Source organism: Nocardioides montaniterrae (assembly GCF_054782655.1).
Map to the genome: position 1 here is coordinate 236726 of NZ_BAAGSB010000001.1, position 26191 is coordinate 262916.

The window sequence follows — 26191 nt, forward strand, 5'->3', positions numbered from 1 at the left end:
TCGGAGGACGGGCCCTCGGCCCACTCGGAAGGAACCCGCCATGGGTGTTGAGAACGACCTCGCCGACGTCAAGGGCATCGGCCCCAAGTACGCCGAGCTGCTCAAGGAGATCGGCGTCGACTCGGTCAAGGAGCTGCAGCACCGCAACGCGGCGAACCTGATCAAGGCGCTGGAGGACAAGAACGGCGAGCTGCCCGTCAACGAGAACACCGTCGCGGGCTGGATCGCCCACGCCAAGGAGATCTACTCCTGATCGCCCGCGCGCTGGGAGCCCGGACCGGGCTCCCAGTGCCGGCCGCATGCGCCATCATGTGCGCATGAGCCACGCCGGGGACGACGTCCAGCGCATCCGCAAGATCAAGAAGCTCGGCATCGCGATCGCGATCGGCGGAGCGCTGATCCAGCTGCTGCTGGGCCTGTACTACCTCTCGATGGCGCACTCCCCGCACCCCCATCAACTGCCGATCGGCATCGTCGGCAGCAGCGCCCAACGCGCAGCCCTCACGCCCCAGCTCGAGCAGGACGACCAGTTCCAGGTCGCGTCGTACGCCGGCTCGGCGGCGCTCACGACGGCGATCAAGCAGCGCAAGGCGTACGGCGGCGTGGTGTTCACCGGCAACATCCCCACCCTGTACGTCGCCTCCGCGGCCGCTCCGTCGGTCGCCAACCTGCTGCGCGCCACCTACACCTCGGCGTACGAGGCGCAGGTCGCGAAGGACACCGCCGCGCTGGTGAAGGCGGGCAAGCCGGTGCCGGTGCGAACCACCGCCGCGCTGGCGCAGCCGCCCAAGGTCGTCGACGTCGTCCCGCTGCCCAAGGACGACAGCGCCGGCAGCTCGCTCGCCTTCATCATCCAGGCGATCTGCCTCGGCGGCTCGGTCGCCTCGCTCGCGCTCGGCCGGCTCGGCGGGCTGACGCGCCGCTCGGCCCGCCGCGGCTTCGGTCACGTCGGCCTGCTGCTCGTGTACGCCGCCGCGTCGGCTGCGGTCTCCCTCCTGGCCATGGCGGTGCTCGGCGTGGGCAAGGGGGCCGACCACTGGACGCTGTTCTGGGGCCTGGGCCTGATCTCGCTCGCGGTCACCGCGTCGACGGCCGCGGCGGTGGCGTTGCTCGGCCCCGCCGGCTCGTTGCTCGGCGGCCTGTACTTCACGCTCGGCCTGATCATCTCCGGCTCGTCGACCGCACCCGAGATGCTCCCCGAGGTCGGTCGCCACCTGGGTCAGGCGTTGCCGCCGGGCGCTGGTGCGACGGTCGCGCGTGACGCCCTCTACTTCCCTGCCGCCTCGACCACCTGGCCGTTCGTGGTGCTCGCGATCTACGCCGGTCTGGGCATGCTGATCGTGATGGTGACGAACGCGGTCGCCAAGGAGCCGACCGCCTGAGGCTCACCGCGACAGGTGCCGGGCCTGCGCGAAGCAGAACAGCCCGTACGCCGCGATGCCGGCGGCCACCGCGCAGAGGAGCACCGGCCCGTACGGCTGGTCCCGCACCGTCTGCAGCGCCTCGTCGAGACCGCCCGACTTCCGCGGCTCATGGGTCAGCCCGGCGTACGCGACGAGCACGCCGGCGAGGCCGATGACGACTCCCTTGGCGGTGTAGCCGACCTGCCCGAGAACGATGTGGACCGTGCCCGACTCCCCCTCTTTGCCTCCCTCGGACAGCTCGTCGAGGAAGTCGCGGGTCAGTCCGCGGTAGACGTGGCGCAGCCCGACCCCGAGCACCACCAGGCCCACGACGGCGACCACGATGCCGCCACCCGGCACGTCCATCACCCGCGCCGACAGCGAGCGCTCGCGGCCACTCCCGCCACCCCCTGAGCGCAGGGCGATCCCGGTGGCCGAGGCACTCACGGCGGCGTACACGCAGGCCTTGGCCCAGGCCCTGGCCCGGTGCCGGCCGACGCAGCCCTGGACCACGCGGCGTACGCAGAAGGCGGCCATCGCCACCGCGATCACCCACACCAGCGCGCGACCGAACGGCTGGGCGGCCAGCTCGCGCATCGCCCCCTGCCCCGAGGAGTCGCGCCGCCCGTCGCCCAGGGCGAGCTGGACGGCGACCCACGCGACCAGGAGGTGGAGCAGGCCGTACGCCGCCAGCCCGGCCCGGCTGGAGGCGTCCAGTCCCTTGCGCGTTCGCTCGCTCGCCATTCCTGTGCAGTACCCGGGCGCCTAGGCTGATCACATGACGGAGCGCAACGTCCTCGGTGGCGAGCTCGAGCCCTGCGGGACCGACCCGATGACCGGGTTCTACCGCGACGGCAGCTGCTCGTGCGGCCCGCAGGACGCGGGGCTCCACGCGGTCTGTGCGGTCATGACCGAGGAGTTCCTCGCCCACCAGAAGGCCGTCGGCAACGATCTCTCCACCCCACGCCCCGAGTGGTCGTTCCCCGGGCTGGTGCCCGGCGATCGCTGGTGTGTGGTCGCCGTCCGCTGGGCGCAGGCGTACGCCGACGGCGTACCCGCTCCCGTCGTGCTCTCCTCCACCAACCAGCGGGCGCTGGAGCTGATCCCGCTCGAGGCGCTCCGGGCACACTCCGTCGACGTACCCGACGATCCGAGTGCGCTCGATCGCTAACGTGGGCGCATGGCACATGTCGTCGACTACGTGAACGTCTCCACCGAGGGACTCGAGTCCTCCCCCGTCGCCGAGGCGCTCGCCGGGCTGCGGGCGAACGAGGCGCGCTACTTCGCGAACAAGTACAAGCACACCTACACGACGGTGCCGGCCGCTGAGGCCCCCGAGCTGGTCGAGTGGGTCACCCGCATCCTGCGCGAGGAGCGCGGCATCGAGTTCGCCTCGCCGATCCTCGAGGTGGCCGACATCGTCGTCGAGGATGAGAAGGCCGGCACCATCAAGTGGCCCGAGTTCATCTACGAGTCCGGCCTGGTCCTCAACGTGCTCTGGACCGTCGCCGAGGGCGGCAAGCGCGCCATCGGCTTCAAGCTCTCGCAGGGCATGGAGGTCCCGGAGGAGCTCGCCGCGGCCGGCTTCAAGTTCGCGCGCCAGAAGTCCAAGCTGGCCGGGGAGATCCGGGGGTCGTTCTTCGTGATCAAGGGCGACTACTGATCGACCCGATCGGGTTGTGAAGCACAGCGAGGCCGATAGCCCTCGCGGTGCTTCACAACCCTCTGTCCGATGTCGGCGCTCGGGCGTAGCGTCGGCCGGAGACGGCGAAAGGGAGCACCATGGGTGGCACACGGGTCCTGGTCGGCACGCGCAAGGGCGCGTTCGTCCTCACCTCCGACGAGGCGCGCGAGGAGTGGCAGGTCGACGGGCCGCACTTCCCGGGCTGGGAGATCTATCACCTCAAGGCCTCGCCGCTGAACCCGGATCGGATCTACGCCTCGCAGAGCACCGGCTGGCACGGCCAGGTCATCCAACGCTCCGACGACGGCGGCAGGACATGGGAGCCGGTCGGCAACGACTTCCGCTACGACGGCGTACCCGGCCAGCACCAGTGGTTCGACGGATCGCTGCGACCGTGGGAGTTCAACCGCGTCTGGCACCTCGAGCCTTCGCTGCACGACGCCGAGACGGTGTACGCCGGCATCGAGGACGCCGCGCTCTTCAAGTCGACCGACGGTGGCGTGACCTGGAGCGAGCTGTCCGGTCTGCGCGAGCACGACACCGGCCCGCAGTGGCAGCCCGGCGCCGGCGGCATGTGCCTGCACACGATCCTGCAGCACCCGACCGACCCCGATCGGCTGTACGTCGCCATCTCGGCGGCCGGTGCCTTCCGCACGACCGACGGTGGTCGGACCTGGCAGCCGATCAACAAGGGCCTGCGGTCGGGCGAGATCCCCGACCAGGACTCCGAGGTCGGCCATTGCGTGCACAACCTCGCTATGCACCCGAGCAACCCCGACGTCCTCTACATGCAGAAGCACTGGGACGTCATGCGCACCAAGGACGCCGGCGACTCCTGGCAGGAGATCAGCGGCAACCTGCCGACCGACTTCGGCTTCCCGATCGCGGTGCACGCGCACGAGCCGGAGACGATCTACGTCGTCCCGATCACCAGCGACTCGCACCACTTCCCACCGGACGGTCGCCTGCGTGTCTATCGCAGCCGCACCGGTGGCGACACCTGGGAGCCGCTGACCGAGGGCCTGCCGCAGGAGAACTGCTACGTCAACGTCCTGCGCGACGCGATGAGCGTCGACCGGCACGAGTCGTGCGGCCTCTACTTCGGCACGAGCGGCGGCCAGGTCTACGCCTCGAACGACTCCGGCGACACCTGGAAGGCGATCGTGCACGACCTGCCTCCGGTGATGTCGGTCGAAGTGCAGACGCTGGACTGATCATGGCCACCGTCCGCGTCGTGCTGCCGGCCCACCTCCGGGCCCTGGCGAAGGTCGAGCACGAGGTCCCCGTGTCGGTCGACGGCGCGGTCACCACCCGCAGCGTCATCGACGCCGTGGAGGCGGCGTACCCCATGCTCCGCGGGACGATCCGCGACCAGGCCACCGGCCAACGGCGTTCGTTCGTGCGGTTCTTCGCCTGCTCGGAGGACCTCTCCCACGACGACCCCGACGCTCCGCTCCCCGACGAGGTCGCCTCCGGGAAGGAGCCCTTCCTCGTGATCGGCGCGATGGCCGGGGGCTGAGCCCTCGGTTATTCGGTGGCGGTACCGGCACCCGTGCTCCTAGCCTCGTGCCGCACCCACCACCCGATCCGGAGCAGGCACATGAACCAGCGAGAGCGCATCGAAGCGCCGCTGACGCCTGCCCGAGGTCGGTCCCTGCTCCAGCCCGGGTTCTGATCCGTCGGCGCGTTCCCGCGCCCACCTCACCCCGTTGGCTCAGCTGGACAGAGCGCCGCGCTACGACCGCGGAGGTCCCAGGTTCGACTCCTGGACGGGGTACGCCACACCCATCGATGCCTTGAAGGAGGCTGAACAAGATGAACACCCTGCCCGTGCGCCTGCCGGGCGCCCAGGCCGAGACCCTCATGTGGGCCCAGGTCGAGGACGTCGAGCCGCAGGCGCTCGACCAGCTCCGCAACATCTCCCGGCTGCCCTGGGTCGAGGGTCTGCGCGTCATGCCCGATGTCCACCTCGGCAAGGGAGCAACGGTCGGCTCCGTCGTCGCGATGCGCAACGCAGTGTCGCCGGCCGCCGTCGGCGTCGACATCGGCTGCGGCATGCAGGCGGTACGTACCTCGCTGACCGTCGAGGACCTGCCCGAGTCCCTGAAGTCCATCCGCCGGGCCGTCGAGCGGGCCATCCCGGTCGGCTTCAAGTCGCACCGCGACGCTCCCGACGTACGTCGTCTCGGGCTGACGCACGGTCAGCACGCCGACTGGGACGGCTTCTGGAAGCGCTTCGGCGACCTGCACGAGAACGTGCAGGACCGCGAGCGCAACTCGATGCGGCAGATGGGCTCGCTCGGTGGCGGCAACCACTTCATCGAGCTGACCTCCGACGAGACCGGTCAGGTCTGGCTGATGCTGCACTCGGGTTCGCGCAACATCGGCAAGGAGCTCGCCGAGCGGCACATCAGCGAGGCCAAGGGGCTGGACCACAACCTCTCGCTGCCCGACCGCGACCTCGCGGTGTTCCTGGCCGGCACTGTGCAGATGGACGCGTACCTCCGCGACCTCTGGTGGGCGCAGGAGTACGCCGCCCGCAACCGCGCCGTGATGATGGCGCTGTTCTGCGAGGCGGTGCGCGCGGAGTTCAGCGGGCGCGGGGTCGAGGTGGAGTTCGGGGAGCAGATCTCCGCGCACCACAACTACGTCGCGCAGGAGACGTACGACGGCGTCGACCTGATCGTCACCCGCAAGGGCGCGATCCGGGCCGGCGCGGGTGAGTACGGCCTGATCCCGGGCTCCATGGGCACCGGCTCGTACGTCGTCCGCGGCCTCGGCAACGAGGCGTCGTACTGCTCCGCCTCCCACGGCGCCGGCCGCCGGATGTCCCGCAACGCGGCACGTCGCGCGTTCACGGTCTCCGACCTGGAGGCACAGACCGCCGGCGTGGAGTGCCGCAAGGATGCCGGGGTGCTCGACGAGATCCCCGGCGCCTACAAGGACCTCGAGTCCGTGATCGACGCCCAGACCGACCTCGTCGAGGTCGTCGCGAAGCTCACCACACTGATGTGCGTGAAGGGCTGAGCTCGACAGGTCCTGAGGGTGTGCTGCGCCTGCACCACGTGCAGGCGCAGCGCATCTCAAGTGGCCGTCATGATCGGCATCAAGGCCCGCGGGTGCAGACGTTCCTGAACGCTCGCGTTGACAAGGTGCGCTCCGCGGGCCAAGTCGCTCGCACGCAGCCTGGGCACGGCCCCGATTCGTCGAAAGCCGGATTCCGCCGGGCGCGCGTCACTAGCATCACGACATGAACGAGGACCTCCAAGGCGAGCTCAGCGAGGATGAGCTCACGGTCACGTGGTGGTACCCCGACGGGACGGTCTCCTCCGGCGCGGTCGCGACACAGGAGGACGCGCTTGTCTGGGTAGACATCAGCGCGGCTTCCAACGCACTCGGGCGGGCGGCGGCGTTGCTCGCTCAGCTCGAGCCGCTGTGCCCCGGCCTCACGCTCGAAGTCCTCACCGACCTGCTGGTCCCGGACTCGATTCCCGGTACTGAAGACTACGAGGGATCCACCGGCACGACGCTTCGCAAGGTCTCGACGTTCTCGATCGAGTCGCGGAGCTTGCAACCTGCCGCGGACCGCGACGACTTCGAGCGCCCCGGCCTGATCGTTCTCGAGCCGACGGAGCTCGTCAGCGGCGAGGGATGGCTCCTGAGCTGCTGGCACGCCCGCACGGTCTACAGCGGGATCGACATCTGCGGTGACGAGCCGTCGTCGGGACCCCATGGCACGCTTCGCGCCGTGCGCGGCAGGTGGGCGTCCCACACCGGGACCCCGAACCGTAGCGCCGCCGACCTGGGACTACTCGCCGTCGAGGAGCTCGCGCTCACCTACGTGCCGACCATGCGCAAGTTGCGGGAGTGGCTGGAGGCGTGGGAGATCAGCCTGTTCGTCGGCCGCCGGACGGAGCGGCAGCCCGTCGCGCAGCTGTGGGGTTCCATCGCACTTCTCCGTCGCTGGCTGACGCCGCTCAACCCGGCTGGTCTTCGCAAGGACATCAACAAGGCATGGCTCATCCCCGCCACGGACGCCGAGCTCTGCCACAGCATCGACGACCGGATCGATCGGGCCCTCGAAGCCGGCGGCAAGCTGTCCGACACTCTCCGCTCGTCATTGCCCATGCTCCACAGCGAGATCGAACAACAGGCCCGCAAGACTCACGAACGAGGCCAGCGCGTCGTGGAAGTGCTGGCGGCCGTCTTCCTGATCCCGACCTTGATCGTCGGCTTCTTCGGGGCGAACACCTGGCTGCCCGGCCAGCATTCGACGGCTGACAGCATGCACGCGTTCGACTTCATGCTGGCAACGATGGGCGTGCTGACGTTTGCAGCGGTGGTGGTCCTGTGGATGTGGCGTGGAGCGCAACGTCGGTCGGACCGGCAGGTCGAGGAGGAGCTCGCCGAGATGCGGCGCATCCTCGGCTTCCGCAACCTCGGCTAGATGCAGGGCCACACTCCTGAGCGCCCGGCTCAGTCCCGGCTCAGCCCGCTACGTCGAGCCTGATCGCCACGGGCAAGGGCGGTCCGCGCCGGCTCCGGTGGGTACGGCTGAGCGTTGCTCGTCCCCGTGCGGGTGATCCATCGATCGCCCGCACGGGGACGACATCACGCGTAGTGCCAATGCGGCGGGTTGCCGCCGTAGCACTTCAGACGATTGCCGTGGGCGTCCCAGCCGTAGTGGCCCCGGCTGGCACTGGGACAGAACTGACCGGCGCGAACGCAGTGATGCGTGCTGGTCAGGGTGCACCGCTCCAACGGCGGTCGCGTGCTCGCGTGCGCCGCCGGCGCGATCGCGAACAGTGAGCAGATGATGAGAACAGCGCCCGAGACCGCCGACTGAAGGCGAGTCATGCGTTGACACTAAGCAGCGCGGCACTGACCCGCAGACGAATCCTGATATTCGCAGCACCCGATTCCTGTTGGACGCAGACCTGTGCGGCAGCTTGCGTCACTCGACGTACGTCGACCGCGAGCGCCACGCCTCCGGGTGCACCATGTCGTCATGGACCTCGACCAAGCCCTCGGAGCCGCACGAGCCACCCACCAGTCGGTGCTGACCACGATCAAGCGCGACGGCCGACCACAGCTGTCGAACGTCATGCACGCGGTCAACGAGATGGGCGTCGTACGCGTCTCGACCACCGCCGACCGCGCCAAGGCCCGCAACCTCGGCCGCGAGCCGTGGGCCGCCCTGCACGTCAACGGCTCGACCTTCTTCTCGTACGCCGTCCTCGAGTGCACCGCCGAGCTCTCCCCCGTCGCCGCAGACACCCACGACGCGGTCGTCGATGAGCTGGTCGACCTGTACCGCGCGATCGGCGGCGAGCACGACGACTGGGACGCGTACCGCCGCGCCATGGTTGAGGACCGCCGCCTCGTCGTACGTCTCACGCCCGAGCGCGCCTACGGGATGCTGAGCTGATCCGGCTCCGATCAGGACAGGCCGGAACGTCACGAGAACGCCCGTTAGGTGGCGATTTGCCGGCACCTGGTGCCGGCAAATCACCACCTAACGCCTCATCCCAGAGCACAACAGAAGCGCTGCGAAACGGGCCAGGCGGATGCCAAGCTAGCGACGTGCCGGATATTGGGCGGGAACTCAGCAAGCGCGAAGCGTTGATGCACGCCCTCGCCGCGGAGTTCGCCGGCCACCCAACGCTGACTCGCGAGTGGCTTAGTCGTGTCGACTTCGGGTGGGGACCCGAGCGCATCATCGATACCTCGAAGGGCATCTGGAATCCGCAGGCCTACGCCGCGACTCTCACGATCGTCAGCGATCCGGACAGCGAGTACGACGACGGCGACCACGGTGCGTCGCTCTACCGCTATTCGTACGAGCGCCGGCCACCAGGCCAAGATCCGCGGGGAGGCTCCAATGCCAAGCTGCGGGAAGCGATGCGACTGCAGCTACCCATCGTGATGCTGCGCAAGATCGCTGGCGGCCACTTCGTTCCGGTCATGCCGGTCTACGTGGTCAAGGAAGAGCCCGAACACCGCCGGTTCCTGCTCGCGCTGGACCAGAGCCTGCGATTCCTTCCCGACCCGGCCCACCTCACGGATGTTCAACGCCAGTACGTGGACCGCGTGGTCCGAGCACGGATGCATCAGCCCGAGTTTCGGGCCCGCGTGCTCACGGCTTATCAGGAGCGATGCGCCGTGTGCGTTCTCAAGAAGGTCCGCCTGCTCGACGCTGCCCACATCACTGCGGACACCGACGAAGACGGTCTCCCCGTCGTGACCAACGGCCTGACCCTGTGCAAGATCCACCACGCGGCGTACGACGAGAACATCCTGGGGATCTCACCCGACTACATCGTGAGGATCAATGAGCAGGTCCTGACTGAAGTCGACGGCCCGATGCTGAAGTACGGGCTTCAAGAGATGGATCGTCGACCGCTCTGGGTGCCGAGTCGGCGCAGCGACAGACCCGATCCCGATCGGCTCGCTCTGCGCTTCGAGGCGTTCAACGAAGCCGGCTGCGCCTGATTCAGACACCGGGTGGATCTACGGCCACCAGCTGACCACAAATCCACACGATGACGTCGAAGGGGCAGCCATCCAGCCGGGTGACCGCCCCTTCGGCGTACTTCGTTATGGCTCAGCTGCAGCCGGAGGTGGAGCCGCAGCCCTCGCAGACGTAGCAGGAGCCGGCGGGGCGCATCTTGGTGCCGCAGGTCATGCAGAGCGGGGAGTCGACGGCGTGGCCGGTGATCTTCTCCAGCAGCTCGGCGGAGGTGCGGGCCTCGACCACGGGGGCGCCGGCGAGCGGGTCCTCGTCGGCGTCGACGACGTCCTCGACCACGGGCGAGCCCTTGGCGGTCGGGGCGTGCTCGACGAGCTCGGAGGCGTTGCCGGTCTCCTCGATGGGCTCGTAGGAGCCGGTCTCGAGGTGGCGCTGGCGCTCCTCGGCGGAGTAGATGCCGAGCATCGACCGCTCCTCGAAGGACAGGTAGTCCAGGGCGAGGCGGCGGAAGATGTAGTCCATGATCGACTGCGCCATCCGGATGTCGGCGTCGTCGGTGAGGCCGGCGGGCTCGAAGCGAAGGTTGGTGAACTTCGCGACGTACGTCTCGAGCGGTACGCCGTACTGGAGACCGATCGACGTGGCGATCGAGAAGGCGTCCATCACGCCGGCCAGCGTCGAGCCCTGCTTGCCGAGCTTGAGGAAGACCTCGCCGAGCGTGCCGTCCTCGTGGGCACCGGAGGTCATGTAGCCCTCGGCACCGGCGACGGTGAACGACGTGGTGCGCGAGACGCGCGACTTCGGCAGGCGCTTGCGGGTCGGGGCGTAGACGACCTTCTCGACAACCTTCTCGACGACCTTGGCCTCGGCCTCCGCCTTGTCGGCCGCGTCCTTCTTGGCCTTGCCGCCGCCGTCGGCCAGCGGCTGGCCGACCTTGCAGTTGTCGCGGTAGATCGCGGTCGCCTTGAGACCGAGCTTCCACGACTCCATGTAGATCTGCTCGATCTCCTCGATCGTCGCAGTCTCGGGCAGGTTGACCGTCTTGGAGATCGCGCCGGAGAGGAACGGCTGGCAGGCCGCCATCATGTTGACGTGGCCCATCGGCTTCAGGGACCGCGCACCCATGGCGGTGTCGAAGACCTCGTAGTGCTCGGTCTTCAGGCCCGGGGCGTCGATGACGTGGCCGTGCTCGGCGATGTACTCGACGATCGCCTCGACCTTCTCCTCGTCGTAGCCGAGCTTCTTCAGGGCCCGCGGGATCGTCTGGTTGACGATCTGCATCGAGCCGCCACCGACCAGCTTCTTGAACTTGACCAGCGAGAAGTCCGGCTCGATGCCGGTCGTGTCGCAGTCCATCATGAAGCCGATGGTGCCCGTGGGCGCGAGCACCGAGGCCTGCGCGTTGCGGAAGCCGTTGGTCTTGCCCAGCTCGACGACCTTGCCCCACTCCTCGGTCGCCAGCTTGTGCACCTGGGCGTCGGCGATGTGCAGCGTGCGGACCTGGTCGTTCGCGGCCTGGTGCTTGCGCATGACCCGGTTGTGCGCCTCGGAGTTGCGGGCGTAGCCGGCGTACGGGCCGACGATCGCGGCGAGCTCGGCCGAGCGGCGGTACGACGTACCCGTCATCAGCGAGGTGATCGTGGCGGCCATCGAGCGTCCACCGTCGGAGTCGTAGCCCAGGCCCATCGCCATCAGCAGCGCGCCGAGGTTGGCATAGCCGATGCCGAGCTGGCGGTAGTCACGGGTGGTGACGCCGATCGGCTCGGTCGGGAAGTCCGCGAAGCAGATGGAGATGTCCATCGCGGTGATGATGAACTCGACGGCCTTCGCGAACAGCGGGGCGTCGAAGGTGTCGTCCTCCTTGAGGAACTTGAGCAGGTTCAGCGACGCGAGGTTGCACGAGGAGTTGTCGAGCGACATGTACTCCGAGCAGGGGTTGGACGCGGTGATGCGCCCGGTCTCGGGGTTGGTGTGCCAGTCGTTGATCGTGTCGTCGTACTGCAGGCCCGGGTCGGCGCAGGCCCAGGCGGCCTCGCTGATCTTGCGGAACAGGCTGCGGGCGTCGACGGTCTCGATGACCTCGCCGGTGGAGCGGGCGCGGAGACCGAACTCCTTGCCCTCCTCGACCGCACGCATGAACTCGTCGGAGACGCGGACCGAGTTGTTGGCGTTCTGGTACTGGACCGAGGTGATGTCCTTGCCGCCGAGGTCCATGTCGAAGCCGGCGTCGCGCAGGGCGCGGATCTTGTCTTCCTCGCGCCACTTGGTCTCGACGAACTCCTCGATGTCCGGGTGGTCGACGTCCAGGACGACCATCTTGGCCGCGCGACGCGTGGCGCCACCGGACTTGATGGTGCCGGCGGAGGCGTCGGCACCACGCATGAAGGAGACCGGGCCGGAGGCGGTGCCGCCGGACTTGAGCAGCTCCTTGGAGGAGCGCAGGCGGGAGAGGTTCAGGCCGGCGCCGGAGCCGCCCTTGAAGATGAAGCCCTCCTCCTTGTACCAGTTGAGGATCGAGTCCATCGAGTCGTCGACGGAGAGGATGAAGCACGCGGAGACCTGCTGGGGAGCGGTCGTGCCGACGTTGAACCACACCGGGGAGTTGAACGAGAAGTACTGGTTGACCAGCAGCCAGGTGAGCTCGTGCTCGAAGATCTCGGCGTCGGCCTCGGTCGCGAAGTAGCCGTGGTCGATGCCGCCCTTGACGTACTGGCCGACGACGCGGTCGATCAGCTGCTTGAGGCCGGACTCGCGCTGCGGCGTACCGACAGCTCCGCGGAAGTACTTCGTGGTGACGATCGTGGAGGCGTTGACGCTCCAGAAGTCGGGGAACTCGACACCCCGCTGCTCGAAGACGGTCTCGCCGGTCTTCCAGTTGGTCTGGACGACGTCGCGTCGCTCCCAGGTGATCTCGTCGTAGGGGTGGACGCCCTCGGTGCTGAAGATCCTCTCGATCTTCAGGCCGGTTGCCTTGCTGCTCACCGTCTCGGTCATGTGCTTCCTGTTCCCCCTCGGGCTGCGGATTCCGGCGTACTTCATCTTTGTTCTCTGCTGGTTGCCCGGGCAGGCAGCTTCCCCACTGGCTGCCCGGGCGGTCTTGGGTCAGCCCGGAAGGGGCTGAAGCTCGCGCTCGGCGCGAAGAAGGGCGATCTCGGACTCGAAGTCGGCGGCCGACTCGAAGCTCCGGTAGACGCTCGCGAAGCGGAGGTAGGCGACCTCGTCGAGCGCACGCAGAGGAGCGAGGATCGCCAGACCCACCTCGTGTGCTGCGATCTCGGGACTGCCGGCGAGGCGGAGCTGGTGCTCGACCTCCTGGCCCAGGCGCGCGAGCGCGTCCTCGTCGACCGGACGGCCCTTGCACGCCTTGCGTACGCCGGCCACGGCCTTGTCACGGTTGAACGGCTCACTGGTGCCGCTGCGCTTGAGCACGGTCAGCTGCATCTGCTCCACCGTGGTGAAGCGCTTCTCGCAGTCCTGGCAGACGCGACGGCGGCGGATCGAGGTGCCGTCGTCGGCGACCCGGGAGTCGAGGACCTTGGTGTCGTTGTGCTTGCAGTACGGGCAGTGCATCGCCGTGGTCCTCCTCTCCGGAGCTGTGGAGAAACGGTGGAGCGACCGCTTCTGCCTGTGGATATCCCGCAGTGACCTGTGCAACTCCACGCTCGTCCTGTGAACTAGATGTGGAGAACTACACCGTTGTAACTACTAGATGTAGTGGTAACCGTACGACGTCGGTACAAGCGCTGGCAAGGCCGGTCACCCACTCATTTCTGTGACCACTGGTGCGGGTGACGTTTGCGCAGGTCAGGGCGTTGCAGCCCGAGCCCGGTCGGATCTCGACGCGGCGTGTCGCCCCCTGTCGGGGCTGGGGTCGATCCGTCACAATTGCCCTCGTGGCGGGTGGAAAACGGGCCGGGGCGCGGCCGAAGCGGCAGCTGCGGCCTGTCTTCTTGGCCCTCGCGGTCGCCATCACGGGCTGCGTCGTGGCCTGGGGCTACCTCGTGTACGCCGCCATCGACTTCGGCGCCTCGGCCCGACGCGGCTCGGGCGGGGCCTGGTTCCTGCTGCTGCTCGCCGCCCTCGGTGCCGTCGCGTGCCTGTTCCTCGGGCTGATGCTGGTCGTCCGGCTCTCACGCGCCCTCGGGCTCACCCACGCCCCCGAGCCGCGCCCCAAGCGCGACCCCTCGCTGCCTCCCGGCGGGAAGCGCTCCTCTCGCTAGTCGCTAGTAGGCGTGGTCGTACGGGTCCACCAGGACCGGTGTCGCCGTGGTGACCTCGAGACGCTGGGGTGGCCCGGTCGCCGTGACGGTGCCCACGACGTCCTGCCATGCGCCGCCGCCCACGCGGTAGCGCGCCTGCCACGTCGTGCTCAGGCTCGGATGCACCACACCCTTGCGGAGGTACTCGTGGGTGTTGACCAGCCGCGGGTACTTCCCACCCGGCTGCGCGCTGACCAGGTCAGCACCGTCGCCGAAGCGGAAGTCGTACTCCTCGACGCTGATACGGAGCTGCACGCGCTGACCGAGCAAGGTCAGCGTCCGCGTGTACGCTGCTCCCCCGGTCGCGTAGAAGTTGGTCCTGAAGTTCACCAGGGTCCGGCCCTTCACGGGCTGGATGTGCAACGCAGGCGTCGGTACGCCGATCCGCCGGAACGCGTTCGCCACCGCGGCCGCCGTCAGGACCGTCTTGTGGCCCAGACAGGTCTGTGCCGGCGTCCCGAGATCGCCGTAGCCGATCACCGACAGGTTCGCGTAAACCGGCGTCTGGCCCGGGGCGCACTGCACCTCGCAGAACTTGTCGCAGGGGTAGTAGGTCGCAACGACATTCTGACTCCCGTCGTGCGGCTGAGAGGGCCCAGACGCCGGTACCCCCGGTTGGCCGTGGTGCGCGTGGTTGCCGGTGACCAAGAAGCCCGCGTGGCCGGGATCGACGCTGGTACCCGAGAAGAGGATCAAGGCGCTCAGCAACGCGGCGACGCTCACAGCACGCGCCAATCCGTCACCCGCCACACAGCGGCATGCTCGTTGATGGCCATGGAGATCGTGTCGGCGCCGCCGCGCCACTTCCGTGACATGTCCCCAGCGTTCGCCACCACCTGGGTGGTCGTCCTCATCCGCAGGACGACACCGGCTCCCGTCGCCCGGAAGTACGGGATCGAGCTGCCAACGACCCTGTGACCTCCACCGTCGATCGACCCATGACGACGATAGATCTTCTCGATCCATTCGCGACCGGCCTTGCACGAAGCGCAGTGGTACTCGAGCGTCCTGAGCGTCGTCGTGTCGCCGGTCTTCTGGGCGTAGTCGACGACAGTCCAGTAGTACTTCGCGAACTTGATGACACCGGCCTTGGTCCGGTCGTACGTCCCGACCGGCGGCGTGGGCGCGACAGGCCCGGTCGTTGGCGGCGACTGCGGAGCGCTGGTCGGCGACGACGGCGGGTCAACAGGATCCGACCCGCCACCGCACCCGGCGAGCGTGAGCGACAGCAGCAGGGCAAGCGCAGCGACCAAGGACTTCATGGAGCCTCCCGAGAATGAGGTACTCGGAACCTACGCCGGGAGGCGTGGTCGCGCCACCGGGCCGATGTCCGCCTGTGGACAACACCGTCCGGGAGGATCTGAGCCACCAGGTGCACCAGATCCTCCCCGTTGTTCAGCCACAGCGCGGACACCGCGCCGCTTCGCCGTTCCAACCCCTCGACACGAACACCCCACCCAGCCGTGCCGCCGTCACGCAGGGCGTGCGGAACACCTGTCCGTAGGTGAGCCGGACCGTCACGTCGCCGGACCGTGCGAGGGTCGACAGGTCCTGACCGGCATCAGCGTCGCGGGCCCGGGCGGAGCCGTGCCAGGCGTAGCCGTCGAGCTGCACGACCAGCCCGAGGTCGTCGTACCGCAGGTCGTGGCGACCCCGACGGCCGTCGTGAACGTACGCCGCCTGACGCTCGCCCACCGGCAGGCCGTGCGGGCGCAGCACCTCGGTCACGAAGCCCCGCTCCAGCACGGAGTGGGTCCCGCCGGCGACATCGTCGAGCATCGCGTCCAACAGCGCGCGACCCGCGACCCGCGAGCGGCGCCGGAGGGCCGAGCGCATCCTCCCGACCGGCGCCCGATCCCGACCGCGGGCCAGGATCGCAAACGCCTCAGCGGCATCCCCCGCGCGCAATGCGTCTGACGCGAGGTCCAGCACGGCCTCCTCGGGCAGGAGCCGCGGCGGCGCATTGGGCGACACCCGCGCCGCGAGATCGACGACCCGCGACAGACGTACGCCGGAAGGTGCGGCCACCCGCCGGCTCCAGTCGACCGCGACCTCGACGATCCCTCCGTCGTCCCATCCGAGCGCCGATCGCCCAGCGAGCGCGGCCGGCCAGAGCGCGAGCACCGCCGCCCACTCCCGCTGGTCCCGGGATAGCGGCCCGCTGTGGTCGAGATAGACGGCTCGACCGAGCGGCGTCAGCACGCGGCGACGTACGAGCCGCGCGATGTCGTGAGGCGCGGCGCCCACGGCGATCAGCTGACGCCGCGCGATCACCCCGCCCTGCCAGCGCAGCAGGCGCGCCAGCTCGTCCTCGTCCACCGCCCGACGCTCACACGCGACCACCCGGCGATCAACAGCGTCGGCCTGCCCCTGTGGAAAAACCGCGAGAGCCCGGTCCAGGGGAAATCTGGACCGGGCTCTCGTCTTCCCCAACGCCTGCCGGGGTCGAGGCGGCAGGCGAAGTCTGTATTCAGTTGTGAACCGCGCCGTCCGGGGCGCGGAGTCCTAGTTGTTCGGGACCCGGAGGTCCTGGCCGGCGTACACCATGCCGTCGGTGACGTCGTTGAGGTCGGTGATGCGCTGGACCATCTCGCCCGTCGTGACGCCGACCGACCCCGCGGCCGTGCCGGCGATGTCCCACAGGGTGTCGCCGGGGTGGACGGTCACGACGTGCACGTCAGCGTCGCCCGCGTGGGCGCCACCGGCGGAGGCCGAGGCGACCGCCAGGCCGATCGCGAAGATCGCGATCAGCGCGAGGGCGAGGACGACCAGCCGGCCGCGGCGCGTGAGGCGCAGCTGCGGGCGGTAGTCGTAGGTGGGGCTGAAGCTGATGGTGCTCATCGTGACCTCCGGGGAAGTGGGTCTGGTCCGTGTTCGATCAGAGTCAAGCGGAAGGCACCGACACAACCCTCGGTGAAGGTCCTGTCCGTATCTCGATCAGACGTTCGATCGAACACATGGACGATGTTAGAACACCCATTCGAACAATCCCGTGCATTTCATCGCAAACTTGTTCGACGGCGTGTCGTACGCCGCCGCGACACGCCCACCTCGAACACCTGTTTGATCACGGGAGTGATCGGGGTTACGGTCGGAGGCATGACGAAGAAGGCGATCCGCCCGGTCAGCGAGCTCCCCGACGGTCCCCCGGACGGCTCCGGCCTGACCCCGCGCCAGCAGCGCATCCTGACCACGATCAAGAAGGCCATCGACTCCCGCGGCTATCCGCCCTCCATGCGCGAGATCGGCGAGGCCGTCGGCCTGACCAGCACCTCCAGCGTCGCCCACCAGCTGCGTGCCCTCGAGGCCAAGGGCTTCGTACGCCGCGACCCGCACCTGCCCCGCGCGATCGAGGTGTTCCTGCCCGAGAGCCTCCAGAAGCGCAAGCCCCTCACCGGCGCGGGCCCGACCGACGACGCCGAGTCGAGCTTCGACGAGACCGGCATCAACGACGCCGCGCCGACGCCGAGCAACGTCCCGCTCGTCGGCCGCATCGCCGCCGGTGGCCCGATCCTGGCCGAGGAACGCGTCGAGGACGTCTTCCCGCTGCCCAAGCAGCTCGTCGGCGACGGCCAGCTGTTCCTGCTCGAGGTCAGCGGCGAGTCGATGATCGAGGCCGCGATCTGCAACGGCGACTACGTCGTGATCCGCCAGCAGAACACCGCCGAGAACGGCGAGATCGTCGCCGCGATGATCGACGGCGAGGCCACGGTCAAGACCCTGAGCCGCAAGGACGGCAAGGTCTGGCTGCTGCCGCACAACCCTGCCTTCGAACCGATCGACGGCACCCACGCCACGATCCTGGGCAAGGTCACCGCGGTGCTGCGGAAGGTCTAGTCCACTAGGCCGCGGAGCGCGGGAAATCCGCGCTCCGCACCTAGTCTGGCGCGCATGCTCAGCACCCGCGCCAGGTCGTACGCCGGCGTCCTCGTCCTCGTCCTCGGCACCGCGTTCGCGAGCCCGCTCAGTGCGACCGCCACGCCTGCCCCGCCAGCCGCGCCCGGCCACGGGCGCGCTCTGCCTTCCCACGCACAGGCCACCGCCGCTCTCGAGCGGGCCGAGACGCTGTTCCACGGCACCCGTCGCGAGGCCCGCGCCATCCAACGGACGACGGACGCCTCGATCGTGCTGTCGGACCTGCGCGTCGCCTACCGGTCGCTGAGCAAGGACCAGCAGGTCCAGGCCGACCGCCTCTTCGCCCGCCCGAGCGCGACCAGCGACGGCTCCGGCGACCCGGTGTACCGCACGAACGCGCACTACGTCTGCTCCACCCCTGACCGCATCTGCGTCCACTACGTCACCGCGGCGGAGGACCCGACCAACGGCGTCAGCGCACAGGACGGCCCCGACGCCAACACCACGCCCGACTACGTCGACATGGTCCTGGCCATCGTGGTGCACGTCCGCTCCGTCTACGCCGCGGCCGGCTACCGCATGCCGCTCGATGACTCCGGCAGCACCAACCATGGCCCCAACGGGTGGACCGACATCTACCTGGCCAACCTCGGCCCGAGCACCTACGGCTACTGCACCAGCGACGACCCGGACATGACCGACTACGCGGTGTCGGCGTACTGCGTGCTCGACAACAACTTCTCCCAGGCCGAGTTCCCGACGAACACGCCCATGGAGAACGTCCAGGTCACCGCCGCGCACGAGTTCTTCCACGCCGTCCAGTTCTCCTACGACATCGGTGAGGACGACTGGATCAAGGAGGCGACGGCCACCTGGGCCGAGGACCAGCTCTACACCGACGTCAACGACAACCTGCAGTACCTGCGCTACAGCCCGATCTCCAACCCGGGCCTGCCCATGGACGTCAACAACAGCCACTGGTACGGCACCTGGATCTTCTTCCGCTACCTCACCGAGCGCGTCGCTCCGCAGATGGATGCCAACAACGCACTGCCCGTGGTGATGTTGAACCTGTGGCAGCACATGGACGCGAACAAGGCGGCCAACCCGGCCGCGCAGGACATGTACTCCACCCAGGCGATCTCGGCCGTGCTCGCGTCGCGCGGCACCAGCCTCTCCAAGGTGTTCAGCGGCTTCGCCCTCGCGGCCCGCCACCCCACGAAGTTCTTCCGTGAGGCTGCGGCCAACCACTACCCGAGCGCACCGGTCGCCGTGAGCACCCGCGTGGGGCCCGGCAAGAAGGTGGTCAAGGTCCACGGCACCCTGAAGCACCTCAGCTACGTCGCCATCCGGCTGAGCACCATCCGCGGCATGGCCAGCAGCTGGCGCCCGCGGCTGCACTTCGACCTGCCCAACCGGGCGCGGGGCGCGGCGGCGACGCTGTGGACCAACTACCGCTCCGGGTCGCACGCCATGCGGTTGATCAAGCTGGACGCCAGCGGCAACGCGACCGTCAGCATCAAGTTCGGCTACCAGCTCGTGAAGAACGTCGAGGTCGAGCTCCTCAACACCTCGACGCGCTTCTCCTGCTGGGACCAGCCGAACCCGAACCAGCTGCAGTACAGCTGCTGGTCGAGCCACAGCTACGACGACAACACCGCCGACAGCCTGGTCGCGACGGCGTACAAGAGCTGAGACGGGAGCGGTCGTTCGCCGGTCCGGCGGACGACCGCTTAGGCTCGAGTGCATGTCTCGGACCCGGACCCTGACCCTTGCACTGCTGATCGCGCTGGGCCTCACGCTCACCACGCCATCGGCGTACGCCGGAACGACACCGCCCTCCCCGGGGGCGAACGGCCTCAGCCGGGCGCTGCTGCACGCCCAGGCGGCGCTGCAGTCGGTGCAGCAGATCCTGGCCGGCAACGGCAGCAACGGTCACCCGGACCTGACCATGGCGCTGCGCAACCTGGCCGTCACCAAGAACAGCCTGCCGCCGGCCCAGCGCGCGGTCGCGGAGCGCTACTTCGCCCGGCCCTCGCAGCCCTCGACCTGCTCCAAGGCCGACGGCGTGTGCTGGAAGAGCGGTGCCAAGCAGCACAAGCTCTGCACGAGCCGGATCTGCATCCACTACGTCAAGAAGTCCCAGGACGCACGCAACGGCGTACCTCGCGAGGACGACGGCCGCGGTGGGACCTGGAGCGGTCGGGCGCACAACGGCATCCCGGACGTCGTCGAGTTCGACCTCAAGCAGCTCTCCCGGATCGACCGCGTCTACCAGCGGGCGGGCTACCGCTCGCCGCGCGGTGACGGCGGGCGCGGCGGTGACTCGCGCCGCGACATCTACCTCGCCGACGTCGGCGACAACGGCGTCTACGGCTTCTGCACCACCGACGACCCCAAGCTGAACGACGACAACGACGGTTCCAAGCACTACGCGGTCTACGCCTACTGCGTGCTGGACAACAACTACTCCAAGACGAAGTTCCCCGCGCACACCCCCGAGCAGAACCTCGAGGTGACCGCGGCCCATGAGTACTTCCACGCGGTGCAGTTCGCCTACGACATCGACGAGGACCAGTGGTTCATGGAGGCCACGGCTACGTGGGCCGAGGACCAGCTCTACACCACCATCAACGACAACCGTCAGTACCTCAGGCTCGGCCCGATGGGCCGCCCCGGCCAGGCGCTCGACCTGTTCAACAGCGACGGGCACCAGTACGGCACGTGGATCTTCTTCCGCTTCCTCACCGAGAGATACGGCGCCAAGCAGGGCATCATGCCCAAGCTGGTCAAGCGGATGTGGCAGCTCGCGGTCGGCCGCCGCTACTCCATCGTGGCGATCCGCACCGCACTCAACGAGGTCGGTACGACGTTCGGCAACCAGCTGCGCAACTTCGCCGTCGCCAACCTGCACCCGGGCCAGCACTACCGAGAGGGCGGCGCCTACAAGCCCGCACCGCTGACCGGTACGACGAGCCTGCCGCAGCTGCTCGGCAACAAGGCGACCTGGAAGCCGAGCCTGGCGCACCAGTCGTCGGCGACGTACCAGGTCACGCCGGCGGCGAGCGCCTCCCAGCTCAGCGTCACGTTCCACGCCAACCCGGGTCACTGGGTGCTCGACACGATCGTCGTGCACACCACCGACGGCCACACCAAGCGGGTGAACCCGGCACTCGGCGCGACCACCACGCTCCCGTTCACCAAGGCCTCGGTCGCCTGGGTCCAGCTCACGATCGTGAACGCGGGCGTCGGCTACAACTGCTGGCAGTACCTCGGCTTCGACCACACCTGCATGGGCACCTCCACCGACGACAACCCCGGTGCGTCGGTGCAGGTCATCGCGAGCTGAGCCGCTTCAACGCCTGGCGGGCCACCTGCGGGTCTGTCGTCGACCACATCGGCGGCAGGCTCGCCTTCAAAAAGCTGCCGTAGCGGGCGGTCGACAGCCGTGGGTCGAGCACCGCGACGACACCACGGTCGGTGTGGGTGCGGATCAACCGCCCGGCGCCCTGCGCGAGCAGCAGCGCCGAGTGGGTCGCGGAGACCTGCATGAAGCCGTTGCCGCCGGCCTTGTCGGCCGCCTGGGCGCGGGCGCTCATGAGCGGGTCGTCGGGCCTCGGGAACGGGATCCGGTCGATGATCACCAGCTGGCAGGTGTCACCGGGTACGTCGAGCCCCTGCCACAGGCCGAGGGTGCCGAACAGGCAGGTGTGCGGATCGTCGACGAACTGCCGCGCCAGCTCGGGCAGCTGGGCGTCGCCCTGCGCCAGCGTGGTCAGGTGCGGCAGCTTGATCCGGACGTGCTCGGCCGCGGCCTCGGCGGCACGCCGCGAGGAGAACAGGCCGAGCGTGCGCCCGTCGGCCGCGTCGATGAGGTCGACGATCTCGTCGAGCTGCGCGGGGCCGAGACCGTCGCGTCCGGGGGGCGGCAGGTGGCGGGCGACGTACAGGATCCCCTGCTTGCCGTAGTCGAACGGGCTGCCGACGTCGACACCGACCCACGGCTCGCGATCCTTCTCGGTCTTCTCGGTGGGGGTGCCGGGCGCGATGCGCTCGGTCGGCTTGAGACCGACGGAGGTCGCGATGGCGTTGAAGTCGCCGCCGAGGGTGAGGGTGGCGGAGGTGAGGACGGCCGTCTTCTCGGCGAGCAGCTTGTCGCGCAGCTGGCCCCACACCTGGAGCGGCGCGATCGCGAGTCGTGGGGGCAGCCGGTCGGTGCCCTCGCTCAGCCACAGCACGTCGTGCTCGGAGTTGGCAGCCATCCGCTCGGCGACCGCGAAGACGTCCTGCACACCGGCCTTGGCCTGCGCGAAGGCCGCGTCGGGCTCGGAGCCGGACTCCTGCTTGGGGAAGGCCGAGATGCACGCCCGCGCTGAGTCGCGGACCAGCGCCAGCGCGTCGGCCAGGTCGGCCGGGAGCGTCTCGATCCGGCCGGCGTCGGTGTCGTTGACGGCCGCCCGCAGCGTGTCGGCGGCGTCGGCGAGGTCGTGCGCCTGGTCGCCCTGGACATGTCGTACGGCGCGCCGCGCCGACCGCTCGACCTCAGCGACCCACAGCTCGGCGGTGGCCGCCTGGGTCACCCGTGCGACGAGCTCGTGGGCCTCGTCGACCACCACGGCGTCATACTCCGGCAGCATCGGGATGCCCTCGATCGCATCGATGGCGAGCAGGGAGTGGTTGGTCACGACGAGGTGCGACTTCTGCGCCTTCTCCTTGGCGCGCTCGGCGAAGCACTCCTGGCCGAACGCGCAGCGCGCGGCCCCGAGGCACTCGCGGGCGCTGACGCTGACCTGCTTCCACTCGCGATCGGTGTGGCGCGGGGCGTTGTCGCGCTCCCCCGTGCCGCCGTCGGACGACTCGGACTCGGCCCACTCGCGCAGCTCGAGCACCTTCTTGCCGAGCGCGCCGAGGGCGTCCTCGGCCTGGATCAGCTCACCCTGGTCGTCCGGTGCGCCCTCGCGGATGCGGTGCAGGCAGGCGTAGTTGGAGCGGCCCTTGAGGACGGCGTACGACGCGTCGACGCCGGGCAGCTTGCCGACGGCCTCGACCAGGCGCGGGAGGTCGCGCTCGACGAGCTGGTGCTGCAGGGCGAGGGTCGCCGTCGCGATGACGACGCGGTCGTCGTGGAGCAGGCTTGGCACGAGGTAGCCGAGCGACTTGCCGGTGCCGGTGCCGGCCTGGACGAGCAGGTGCTGGTGACCGCTCAGCGCCTGGCCGACGGCCTCTGCCATCTGTGCCTGGCCCTCACGGGGCTGACCTCCGAGCGCCTCGACCGCCGCCGCGAGGGTGGCGCGGACAGGAGGCTGCTCGGCTGATGACACCCGAGAACCTTAGAGGAGCCGACCGACGAGTCGGGCGGCTCCTCCACAGGGTTCATGCCAGGGCGAGCGCGACGGCGTCGCCGAACATCCGGTGGCCGTCCGGCGTGAGGTGCAGGCGGTCCGGCAGGTAGGGCAGGTGCAGCCCGATCGTGGAGACGTAGGGGACGCCCGCGGCGGCGCACAGCCGCTCGAGGAGTACGTCGACCCGCGCGGCCGATGCCGCCCGCGACGGAGCCGGTGGCGGCCCGACGACGACCAGCTCGTGGCCCTTCGTGGCGGCGAGCAGCCGACCGAAGCCGGCCTCGACCGCGGTGTCGGACACGTCGTGGTCGTTCAGGCCGCCCTGGACCACCACGAGCGCGTGCCCGCCCTCGCGCCGCAGGTCCCGGCCGGCGCGGGTCGCGAAGTCGACGCCACGACACACACCTGCCTGGGTGCTGAAGCCCGACCCCGGGAAGCCGTCCACCGCGACCCGGCCCTCCAGGCGGGTCGGCCAGCTCTGGGCCGGAGAGGCCAGCCAGCCCGCGGCGTACGAGTCACCGATGACGAGGACCTTGCGGCCGCTCCCGGTCACCAGCGCCGCCCGCGAGTGCTCAGCGGCGCGGTAGGTGCCGCACGCGTTGCCGTGGCGGGCGTGCGCCCAGATGGGCGCGGCGATGCCGAGCATCGCCAGGACGACGACGGCACCGATGAGGATCCTGCTCCGAGACACGGATAGATGATCGGCTCATCCACCCGGTCTCGGAGCAGAATCGGAAAACTCAGCAGGCCGAGGTGGAGAGGTTGAGCGCCTTCACGACACCGCCGGCGCGGTAGTGGAAGAGGCCACCGAGGTGGTCGCAGCTCGTGTTGCTGATCAACTTCAGCGCACTGCCGGCGGCGCTCCAGGCGGAGCCACGCGCCTTGCCGTCGAAGTCAGTGGTCTTGGTGATGTACTTGACGGTCGTCGACGGCGGCACCGTGTAGTGGATCGCGATGCGGGTGTCCTCCGGCGCGATGGTCCGACCCGAGGCCGGGGTCAGCGAGCCGCGGGAGCGGAAGTAGATGCCGTTCCACCGGGCCTGCGCCCACACCGAGACGCACGCCTTGCCCTGCGTGAACGTCGTGCACTTGATGCCGCGCTTGGCCCACTCGCTCCAACCGGCGGCCACCGTCAGCTGGGTCGTGTCGCTCTTGACCAGCGCGGACACCACCATGGTGCGGCCGTCCTGGACGGTCCAGGTCTTGGTGTACGCCGACGTCACCTTCGCGGGGCAGCCGTTGCCGCTGTAGGTGTCGTCGCAGACCAGGCCGCCCGCGTTGTACTGGCTGGAGGCGACGGACGTGATCTTCAGCCAGTGGCCCGAGGCGGGCACCAGCTGCACGGTCTCGCGGAAGCCGTAGCTGCTCGTGTAGGTCGCGACGCACACCTGGCCGCTGGTGTTGCTCGCACAGCGCTTGTCGACCTGGGTCCAGGTGACCGCCTGGGCGGAGCCGGCGACGGCGGCCAGGCCGAGGACGAGGGTGACGAGCGCGAGGAGCGCGGTCAGGACACGGCGAAGTGACATTTCGTGGGACCTTCTCGAGAACAGGGCCCGCGGCGCGGACCGATGGTGCTGACACCCAACAGATGCGGTGTGCCCGCGGTTGGTTGCAGCAAACCACGTATTTCTCAGATGGCGTACGCCGAGAGGTCCCCCGCGAGTGCCTCGGAGGCGAGCCCGACGACGTGGGTGCCGTCCCCGGTGTGCTCGAGCGAGCTGATCTCGCCGTCGCGGTGGATGCGGTCGATCAGGTCGCCGCGGGAGTACGGGATGAGCACGTCGAAGGCGACGCCCGGGCGGGGCAGGTCGGCCTCGACCGCTCGGATCGCGGCCTCGATGCCCTCGCCGGTGCGTGCGGAGACGGCCACCGAGTGCTTCTCGTTGCGCAGCAGGCGCCCCACGACGAGCGGGTCCGCGGCGTCGATCTTGTTGATCACCACGAGCTCTCGGACCTCGGAGGCGCCGATGTCGGCGAGCACCTCACGCACGGCGGAGAGCTGGCCTTCGGGATCGGGGTGGGAGCCGTCGACGACGTGCACGATCAGGTCGGCGGCAGCGACCTCCTCGAGCGTGCTCCGGAACGCCTCGACCAGCTGGTGCGGCAGGTGGCGGACGAAGCCGACGGTGTCCGACATCGTGTAGACCCGGCCGTCCTGCGTGGACGTGCGACGGGTCGTCGGGTCGAGCGTGGCGAACAGCGAGTCCTCGACGAGCACGCCGGCACCGGTGAGCCGGTTGAGCAGCGAGGACTTGCCGGCGTTGGTGTAGCCCGCGATCGCGACGGAGGGGATCTCGTTGCGACGGCGCTCCTGGCGCTTGACGTCGCGGGTCCCCTTCATCTCCTTGAGCTCGCGGCGCAGCTTGGCAATCCGGTCGTTGATCCGACGACGGTCGGTCTCGATCTTGGTCTCACCGGGGCCACGGCCACCGATGCCGCCGCCGTCGGCGCCGACCCGGCCACCGGCCTGGCGGGACAGGTTGCCACCCCAGCCGCGAAGGCGCTGCTTCATGTACTGCAGCTGGGCGAGCTCGACCTGCGCCTGGCCCTCCTTGGACTTGGCGTGCTGGGCGAAGATGTCGAGGATCAGCGCGGTCCGGTCGACGACCTTGACCTTGACCCGGTCCTCGAGGTTCCTCAGCTGGGAGGGCGCGAGCTCGCCGTCGCAGATGACCGTGTCGGCGCCACTGGCCTTGACGATCTCGGCCAGTCCCTCGACCTTGCCGCGCCCGATGTACGTCGCGGGGTCCGGCGACTGCCGCCGCTGGTAGATCGCGTCGAGGACCTCGGAGCCCGCGGTCTCGGCGAGCAGTGCCAGCTCGGCCATCGCGTTGTCGACGTCCTGCTGGGTGCCCTCGGTCCAGACACCGACGAGGATGACGCGCTCGAGCCGCAGCTGGCGGTACTCGACCTCGGTGATGTCCTCGAGCTCGGTGCGCAGACCGGCGGTACGGCGCAGCTCGTGGCGCTCGACCAGGTCGAGTGCACCGGTCGTCGGGTCGGCGTACCCGCTCTCCCAGGGGTCGTCGAGGTCCTCGGGGTCCAGCGGCTCCCACGCCTCGGTGGCGGAGAGCTCGGCGTCGAGGGTGAAGTTCGGGTCGGTGTCGGGGGCAGGTTCAGTCATGGGCTTCCCCAAGGCTAACCACCCGCACGCAGGAAGGCTTCCCGGTTTTGCCCAC

The 26191-nt window shown here is 69.2% G+C and carries 25 protein-coding genes and 1 tRNA gene; 15 read left to right on the plus strand and 11 right to left on the minus strand.

Features of this window, described 5'->3' with window-relative positions; genetic code table 11:
- The first annotated feature begins 40 nt into the window (after nucleotides 1–40).
- Together ACYVJ3_RS01270 and ACYVJ3_RS01275 are read left to right on the plus strand one after the other, a co-directional pair.
- Nucleotides 41–253, plus strand: a complete 213-nt coding sequence (locus ACYVJ3_RS01270; protein WP_460850668.1) for a DUF4332 domain-containing protein — start codon at nucleotides 41–43, stop codon at nucleotides 251–253.
- A 64-nt stretch (nucleotides 254–317) separates the two neighbouring features.
- A complete protein-coding gene (locus tag ACYVJ3_RS01275) occupies nucleotides 318–1382 on the plus strand; it encodes a hypothetical protein (protein WP_460850669.1) in 1065 nt (354 codons plus the stop codon).
- 3 nt (nucleotides 1383–1385) lie between these two features.
- On the opposite strand, the gene ACYVJ3_RS01280 is transcribed toward ACYVJ3_RS01275, so the two are convergent.
- The gene (locus ACYVJ3_RS01280) at nucleotides 1386–2147 is read right to left on the minus strand and encodes a DUF1206 domain-containing protein (protein WP_460850670.1); all 762 of its coding nucleotides are present in this window, start codon (nucleotides 2145–2147) and stop codon (nucleotides 1386–1388) included.
- A 34-nt stretch (nucleotides 2148–2181) separates the two neighbouring features.
- Here ACYVJ3_RS01280 and ACYVJ3_RS01285 point away from each other — a divergent pair, with 34 nt between their 5' ends.
- The 9 genes from ACYVJ3_RS01285 to ACYVJ3_RS01325 all read left to right on the plus strand — a co-directional run bounded on the left by ACYVJ3_RS01285 (nucleotide 2182) and on the right by ACYVJ3_RS01325 (nucleotide 9579).
- Nucleotides 2182–2574: a DUF2237 family protein gene (locus ACYVJ3_RS01285; RefSeq protein ID WP_460850671.1), complete on the plus strand. Its 393-nt coding sequence runs from the start codon at nucleotides 2182–2184 to the stop codon at nucleotides 2572–2574.
- A 9-nt stretch (nucleotides 2575–2583) separates the two neighbouring features.
- Nucleotides 2584–3066, plus strand: coding sequence for a phage tail protein (locus tag ACYVJ3_RS01290; protein WP_460850672.1), 483 nt, complete (start codon nucleotides 2584–2586; stop codon nucleotides 3064–3066).
- 119 nt (nucleotides 3067–3185) lie between these two features.
- Nucleotides 3186–4301 carry a WD40/YVTN/BNR-like repeat-containing protein gene (locus ACYVJ3_RS01295; RefSeq protein ID WP_460850673.1) on the plus strand — a complete coding sequence of 372 codons (1116 nt, stop codon included), beginning with the start codon at nucleotides 3186–3188 and terminating at the stop codon, nucleotides 4299–4301.
- A 2-nt stretch (nucleotides 4302–4303) separates the two neighbouring features.
- Nucleotides 4304–4606: a MoaD/ThiS family protein gene (locus ACYVJ3_RS01300; RefSeq protein WP_460850674.1), complete on the plus strand. Its 303-nt coding sequence runs from the start codon at nucleotides 4304–4306 to the stop codon at nucleotides 4604–4606.
- Between the two features lie 184 nt (nucleotides 4607–4790).
- Nucleotides 4791–4864 (plus strand) — tRNA-Arg (locus ACYVJ3_RS01305).
- 38 nt (nucleotides 4865–4902) lie between these two features.
- On the plus strand, nucleotides 4903–6114 hold the full coding sequence (locus ACYVJ3_RS01310) for an RtcB family protein (RefSeq protein WP_460850675.1): 1212 nt from the start codon (nucleotides 4903–4905) through the stop codon (nucleotides 6112–6114).
- Nucleotides 6115–6337: 223 nt separating this feature from the next.
- Nucleotides 6338–7534 (plus strand): CorA family divalent cation transporter, encoded by a 1197-nt coding sequence (locus ACYVJ3_RS01315; RefSeq protein ID WP_460850676.1) that lies wholly within the window; start codon nucleotides 6338–6340, stop codon nucleotides 7532–7534.
- A gap of 561 nt (nucleotides 7535–8095) precedes the next feature.
- Entirely contained in the window at nucleotides 8096–8515 is a 420-nt protein-coding gene (locus ACYVJ3_RS01320) for a PPOX class F420-dependent oxidoreductase (RefSeq protein WP_460850677.1), read from the plus strand.
- Between the two features lie 155 nt (nucleotides 8516–8670).
- Nucleotides 8671–9579, plus strand: a complete 909-nt coding sequence (locus ACYVJ3_RS01325) for an HNH endonuclease (protein WP_460850678.1) — start codon at nucleotides 8671–8673, stop codon at nucleotides 9577–9579.
- A 112-nt stretch (nucleotides 9580–9691) separates the two neighbouring features.
- On the opposite strand, the gene ACYVJ3_RS01330 is transcribed toward ACYVJ3_RS01325, so the two are convergent.
- Both ACYVJ3_RS01330 and nrdR read right to left on the minus strand, forming a co-directional pair.
- Entirely contained in the window at nucleotides 9692–12550 is a 2859-nt protein-coding gene (locus tag ACYVJ3_RS01330) for a vitamin B12-dependent ribonucleotide reductase (RefSeq protein ID WP_460850679.1), read from the minus strand.
- A 108-nt stretch (nucleotides 12551–12658) separates the two neighbouring features.
- Nucleotides 12659–13126, minus strand: coding sequence for a transcriptional regulator NrdR (gene nrdR, locus ACYVJ3_RS01335; protein WP_460850680.1), 468 nt, complete (start codon nucleotides 13124–13126; stop codon nucleotides 12659–12661).
- A 380-nt stretch (nucleotides 13127–13506) separates the two neighbouring features.
- Between nrdR and ACYVJ3_RS01340 the strand changes: the two genes are divergently transcribed.
- The gene (locus ACYVJ3_RS01340; protein ID WP_460850681.1) at nucleotides 13507–13776 is read left to right on the plus strand and encodes a hypothetical protein; all 270 of its coding nucleotides are present in this window, start codon (nucleotides 13507–13509) and stop codon (nucleotides 13774–13776) included.
- 3 nt (nucleotides 13777–13779) lie between these two features.
- On the opposite strand, the gene ACYVJ3_RS01345 is transcribed toward ACYVJ3_RS01340, so the two are convergent.
- The 4 genes from ACYVJ3_RS01345 to ACYVJ3_RS01360 form a co-directional block, all read right to left on the minus strand.
- The gene (locus tag ACYVJ3_RS01345; RefSeq protein WP_460850682.1) at nucleotides 13780–14340 is read right to left on the minus strand and encodes a hypothetical protein; all 561 of its coding nucleotides are present in this window, start codon (nucleotides 14338–14340) and stop codon (nucleotides 13780–13782) included.
- Nucleotides 14341–14534: 194 nt separating this feature from the next.
- On the minus strand, nucleotides 14535–15077 hold the full coding sequence (locus ACYVJ3_RS01350; RefSeq protein ID WP_460850683.1) for a DUF6318 family protein: 543 nt from the start codon (nucleotides 15075–15077) through the stop codon (nucleotides 14535–14537).
- Between the two features lie 133 nt (nucleotides 15078–15210).
- A complete protein-coding gene (locus tag ACYVJ3_RS01355; protein ID WP_460850684.1) occupies nucleotides 15211–16134 on the minus strand; it encodes a type IV toxin-antitoxin system AbiEi family antitoxin domain-containing protein in 924 nt (307 codons plus the stop codon).
- Between the two features lie 186 nt (nucleotides 16135–16320).
- Nucleotides 16321–16656, minus strand: coding sequence for a LysM peptidoglycan-binding domain-containing protein (locus ACYVJ3_RS01360; protein ID WP_460850685.1), 336 nt, complete (start codon nucleotides 16654–16656; stop codon nucleotides 16321–16323).
- A gap of 258 nt (nucleotides 16657–16914) precedes the next feature.
- Between ACYVJ3_RS01360 and lexA the strand changes: the two genes are divergently transcribed.
- From lexA to ACYVJ3_RS01375, 3 genes are read left to right on the plus strand one after another with little or no spacing between them, the layout of a single operon-like run.
- The gene (lexA, locus tag ACYVJ3_RS01365) at nucleotides 16915–17652 is read left to right on the plus strand and encodes a transcriptional repressor LexA (RefSeq protein WP_460850686.1); all 738 of its coding nucleotides are present in this window, start codon (nucleotides 16915–16917) and stop codon (nucleotides 17650–17652) included.
- 54 nt (nucleotides 17653–17706) lie between these two features.
- Nucleotides 17707–19365: an MXAN_6640 family putative metalloprotease gene (locus ACYVJ3_RS01370; RefSeq protein ID WP_460850687.1), complete on the plus strand. Its 1659-nt coding sequence runs from the start codon at nucleotides 17707–17709 to the stop codon at nucleotides 19363–19365.
- A 52-nt stretch (nucleotides 19366–19417) separates the two neighbouring features.
- Nucleotides 19418–21019: an MXAN_6640 family putative metalloprotease gene (locus tag ACYVJ3_RS01375; RefSeq protein ID WP_460850688.1), complete on the plus strand. Its 1602-nt coding sequence runs from the start codon at nucleotides 19418–19420 to the stop codon at nucleotides 21017–21019.
- On the opposite strand, the gene ACYVJ3_RS01380 is transcribed toward ACYVJ3_RS01375, so the two are convergent.
- The 4 genes from ACYVJ3_RS01380 to hflX all read right to left on the minus strand — a co-directional run bounded on the left by ACYVJ3_RS01380 (nucleotide 21006) and on the right by hflX (nucleotide 26136).
- Entirely contained in the window at nucleotides 21006–22901 is a 1896-nt protein-coding gene (locus tag ACYVJ3_RS01380) for an ATP-dependent DNA helicase (protein ID WP_460851090.1), read from the minus strand. The genes ACYVJ3_RS01375 and ACYVJ3_RS01380 overlap by 14 nt on opposite strands.
- 142 nt (nucleotides 22902–23043) lie before the next feature.
- Nucleotides 23044–23703, minus strand: coding sequence for an SGNH/GDSL hydrolase family protein (locus ACYVJ3_RS01385; RefSeq protein WP_460850689.1), 660 nt, complete (start codon nucleotides 23701–23703; stop codon nucleotides 23044–23046).
- A 49-nt stretch (nucleotides 23704–23752) separates the two neighbouring features.
- Nucleotides 23753–24538, minus strand: a complete 786-nt coding sequence (locus tag ACYVJ3_RS01390) for a hypothetical protein (protein WP_460850690.1) — start codon at nucleotides 24536–24538, stop codon at nucleotides 23753–23755.
- Between the two features lie 104 nt (nucleotides 24539–24642).
- Nucleotides 24643–26136, minus strand: coding sequence for a GTPase HflX (hflX, locus tag ACYVJ3_RS01395; protein ID WP_460850691.1), 1494 nt, complete (start codon nucleotides 26134–26136; stop codon nucleotides 24643–24645).
- Nucleotides 26137–26191: the final 55 nt, after the last annotated feature.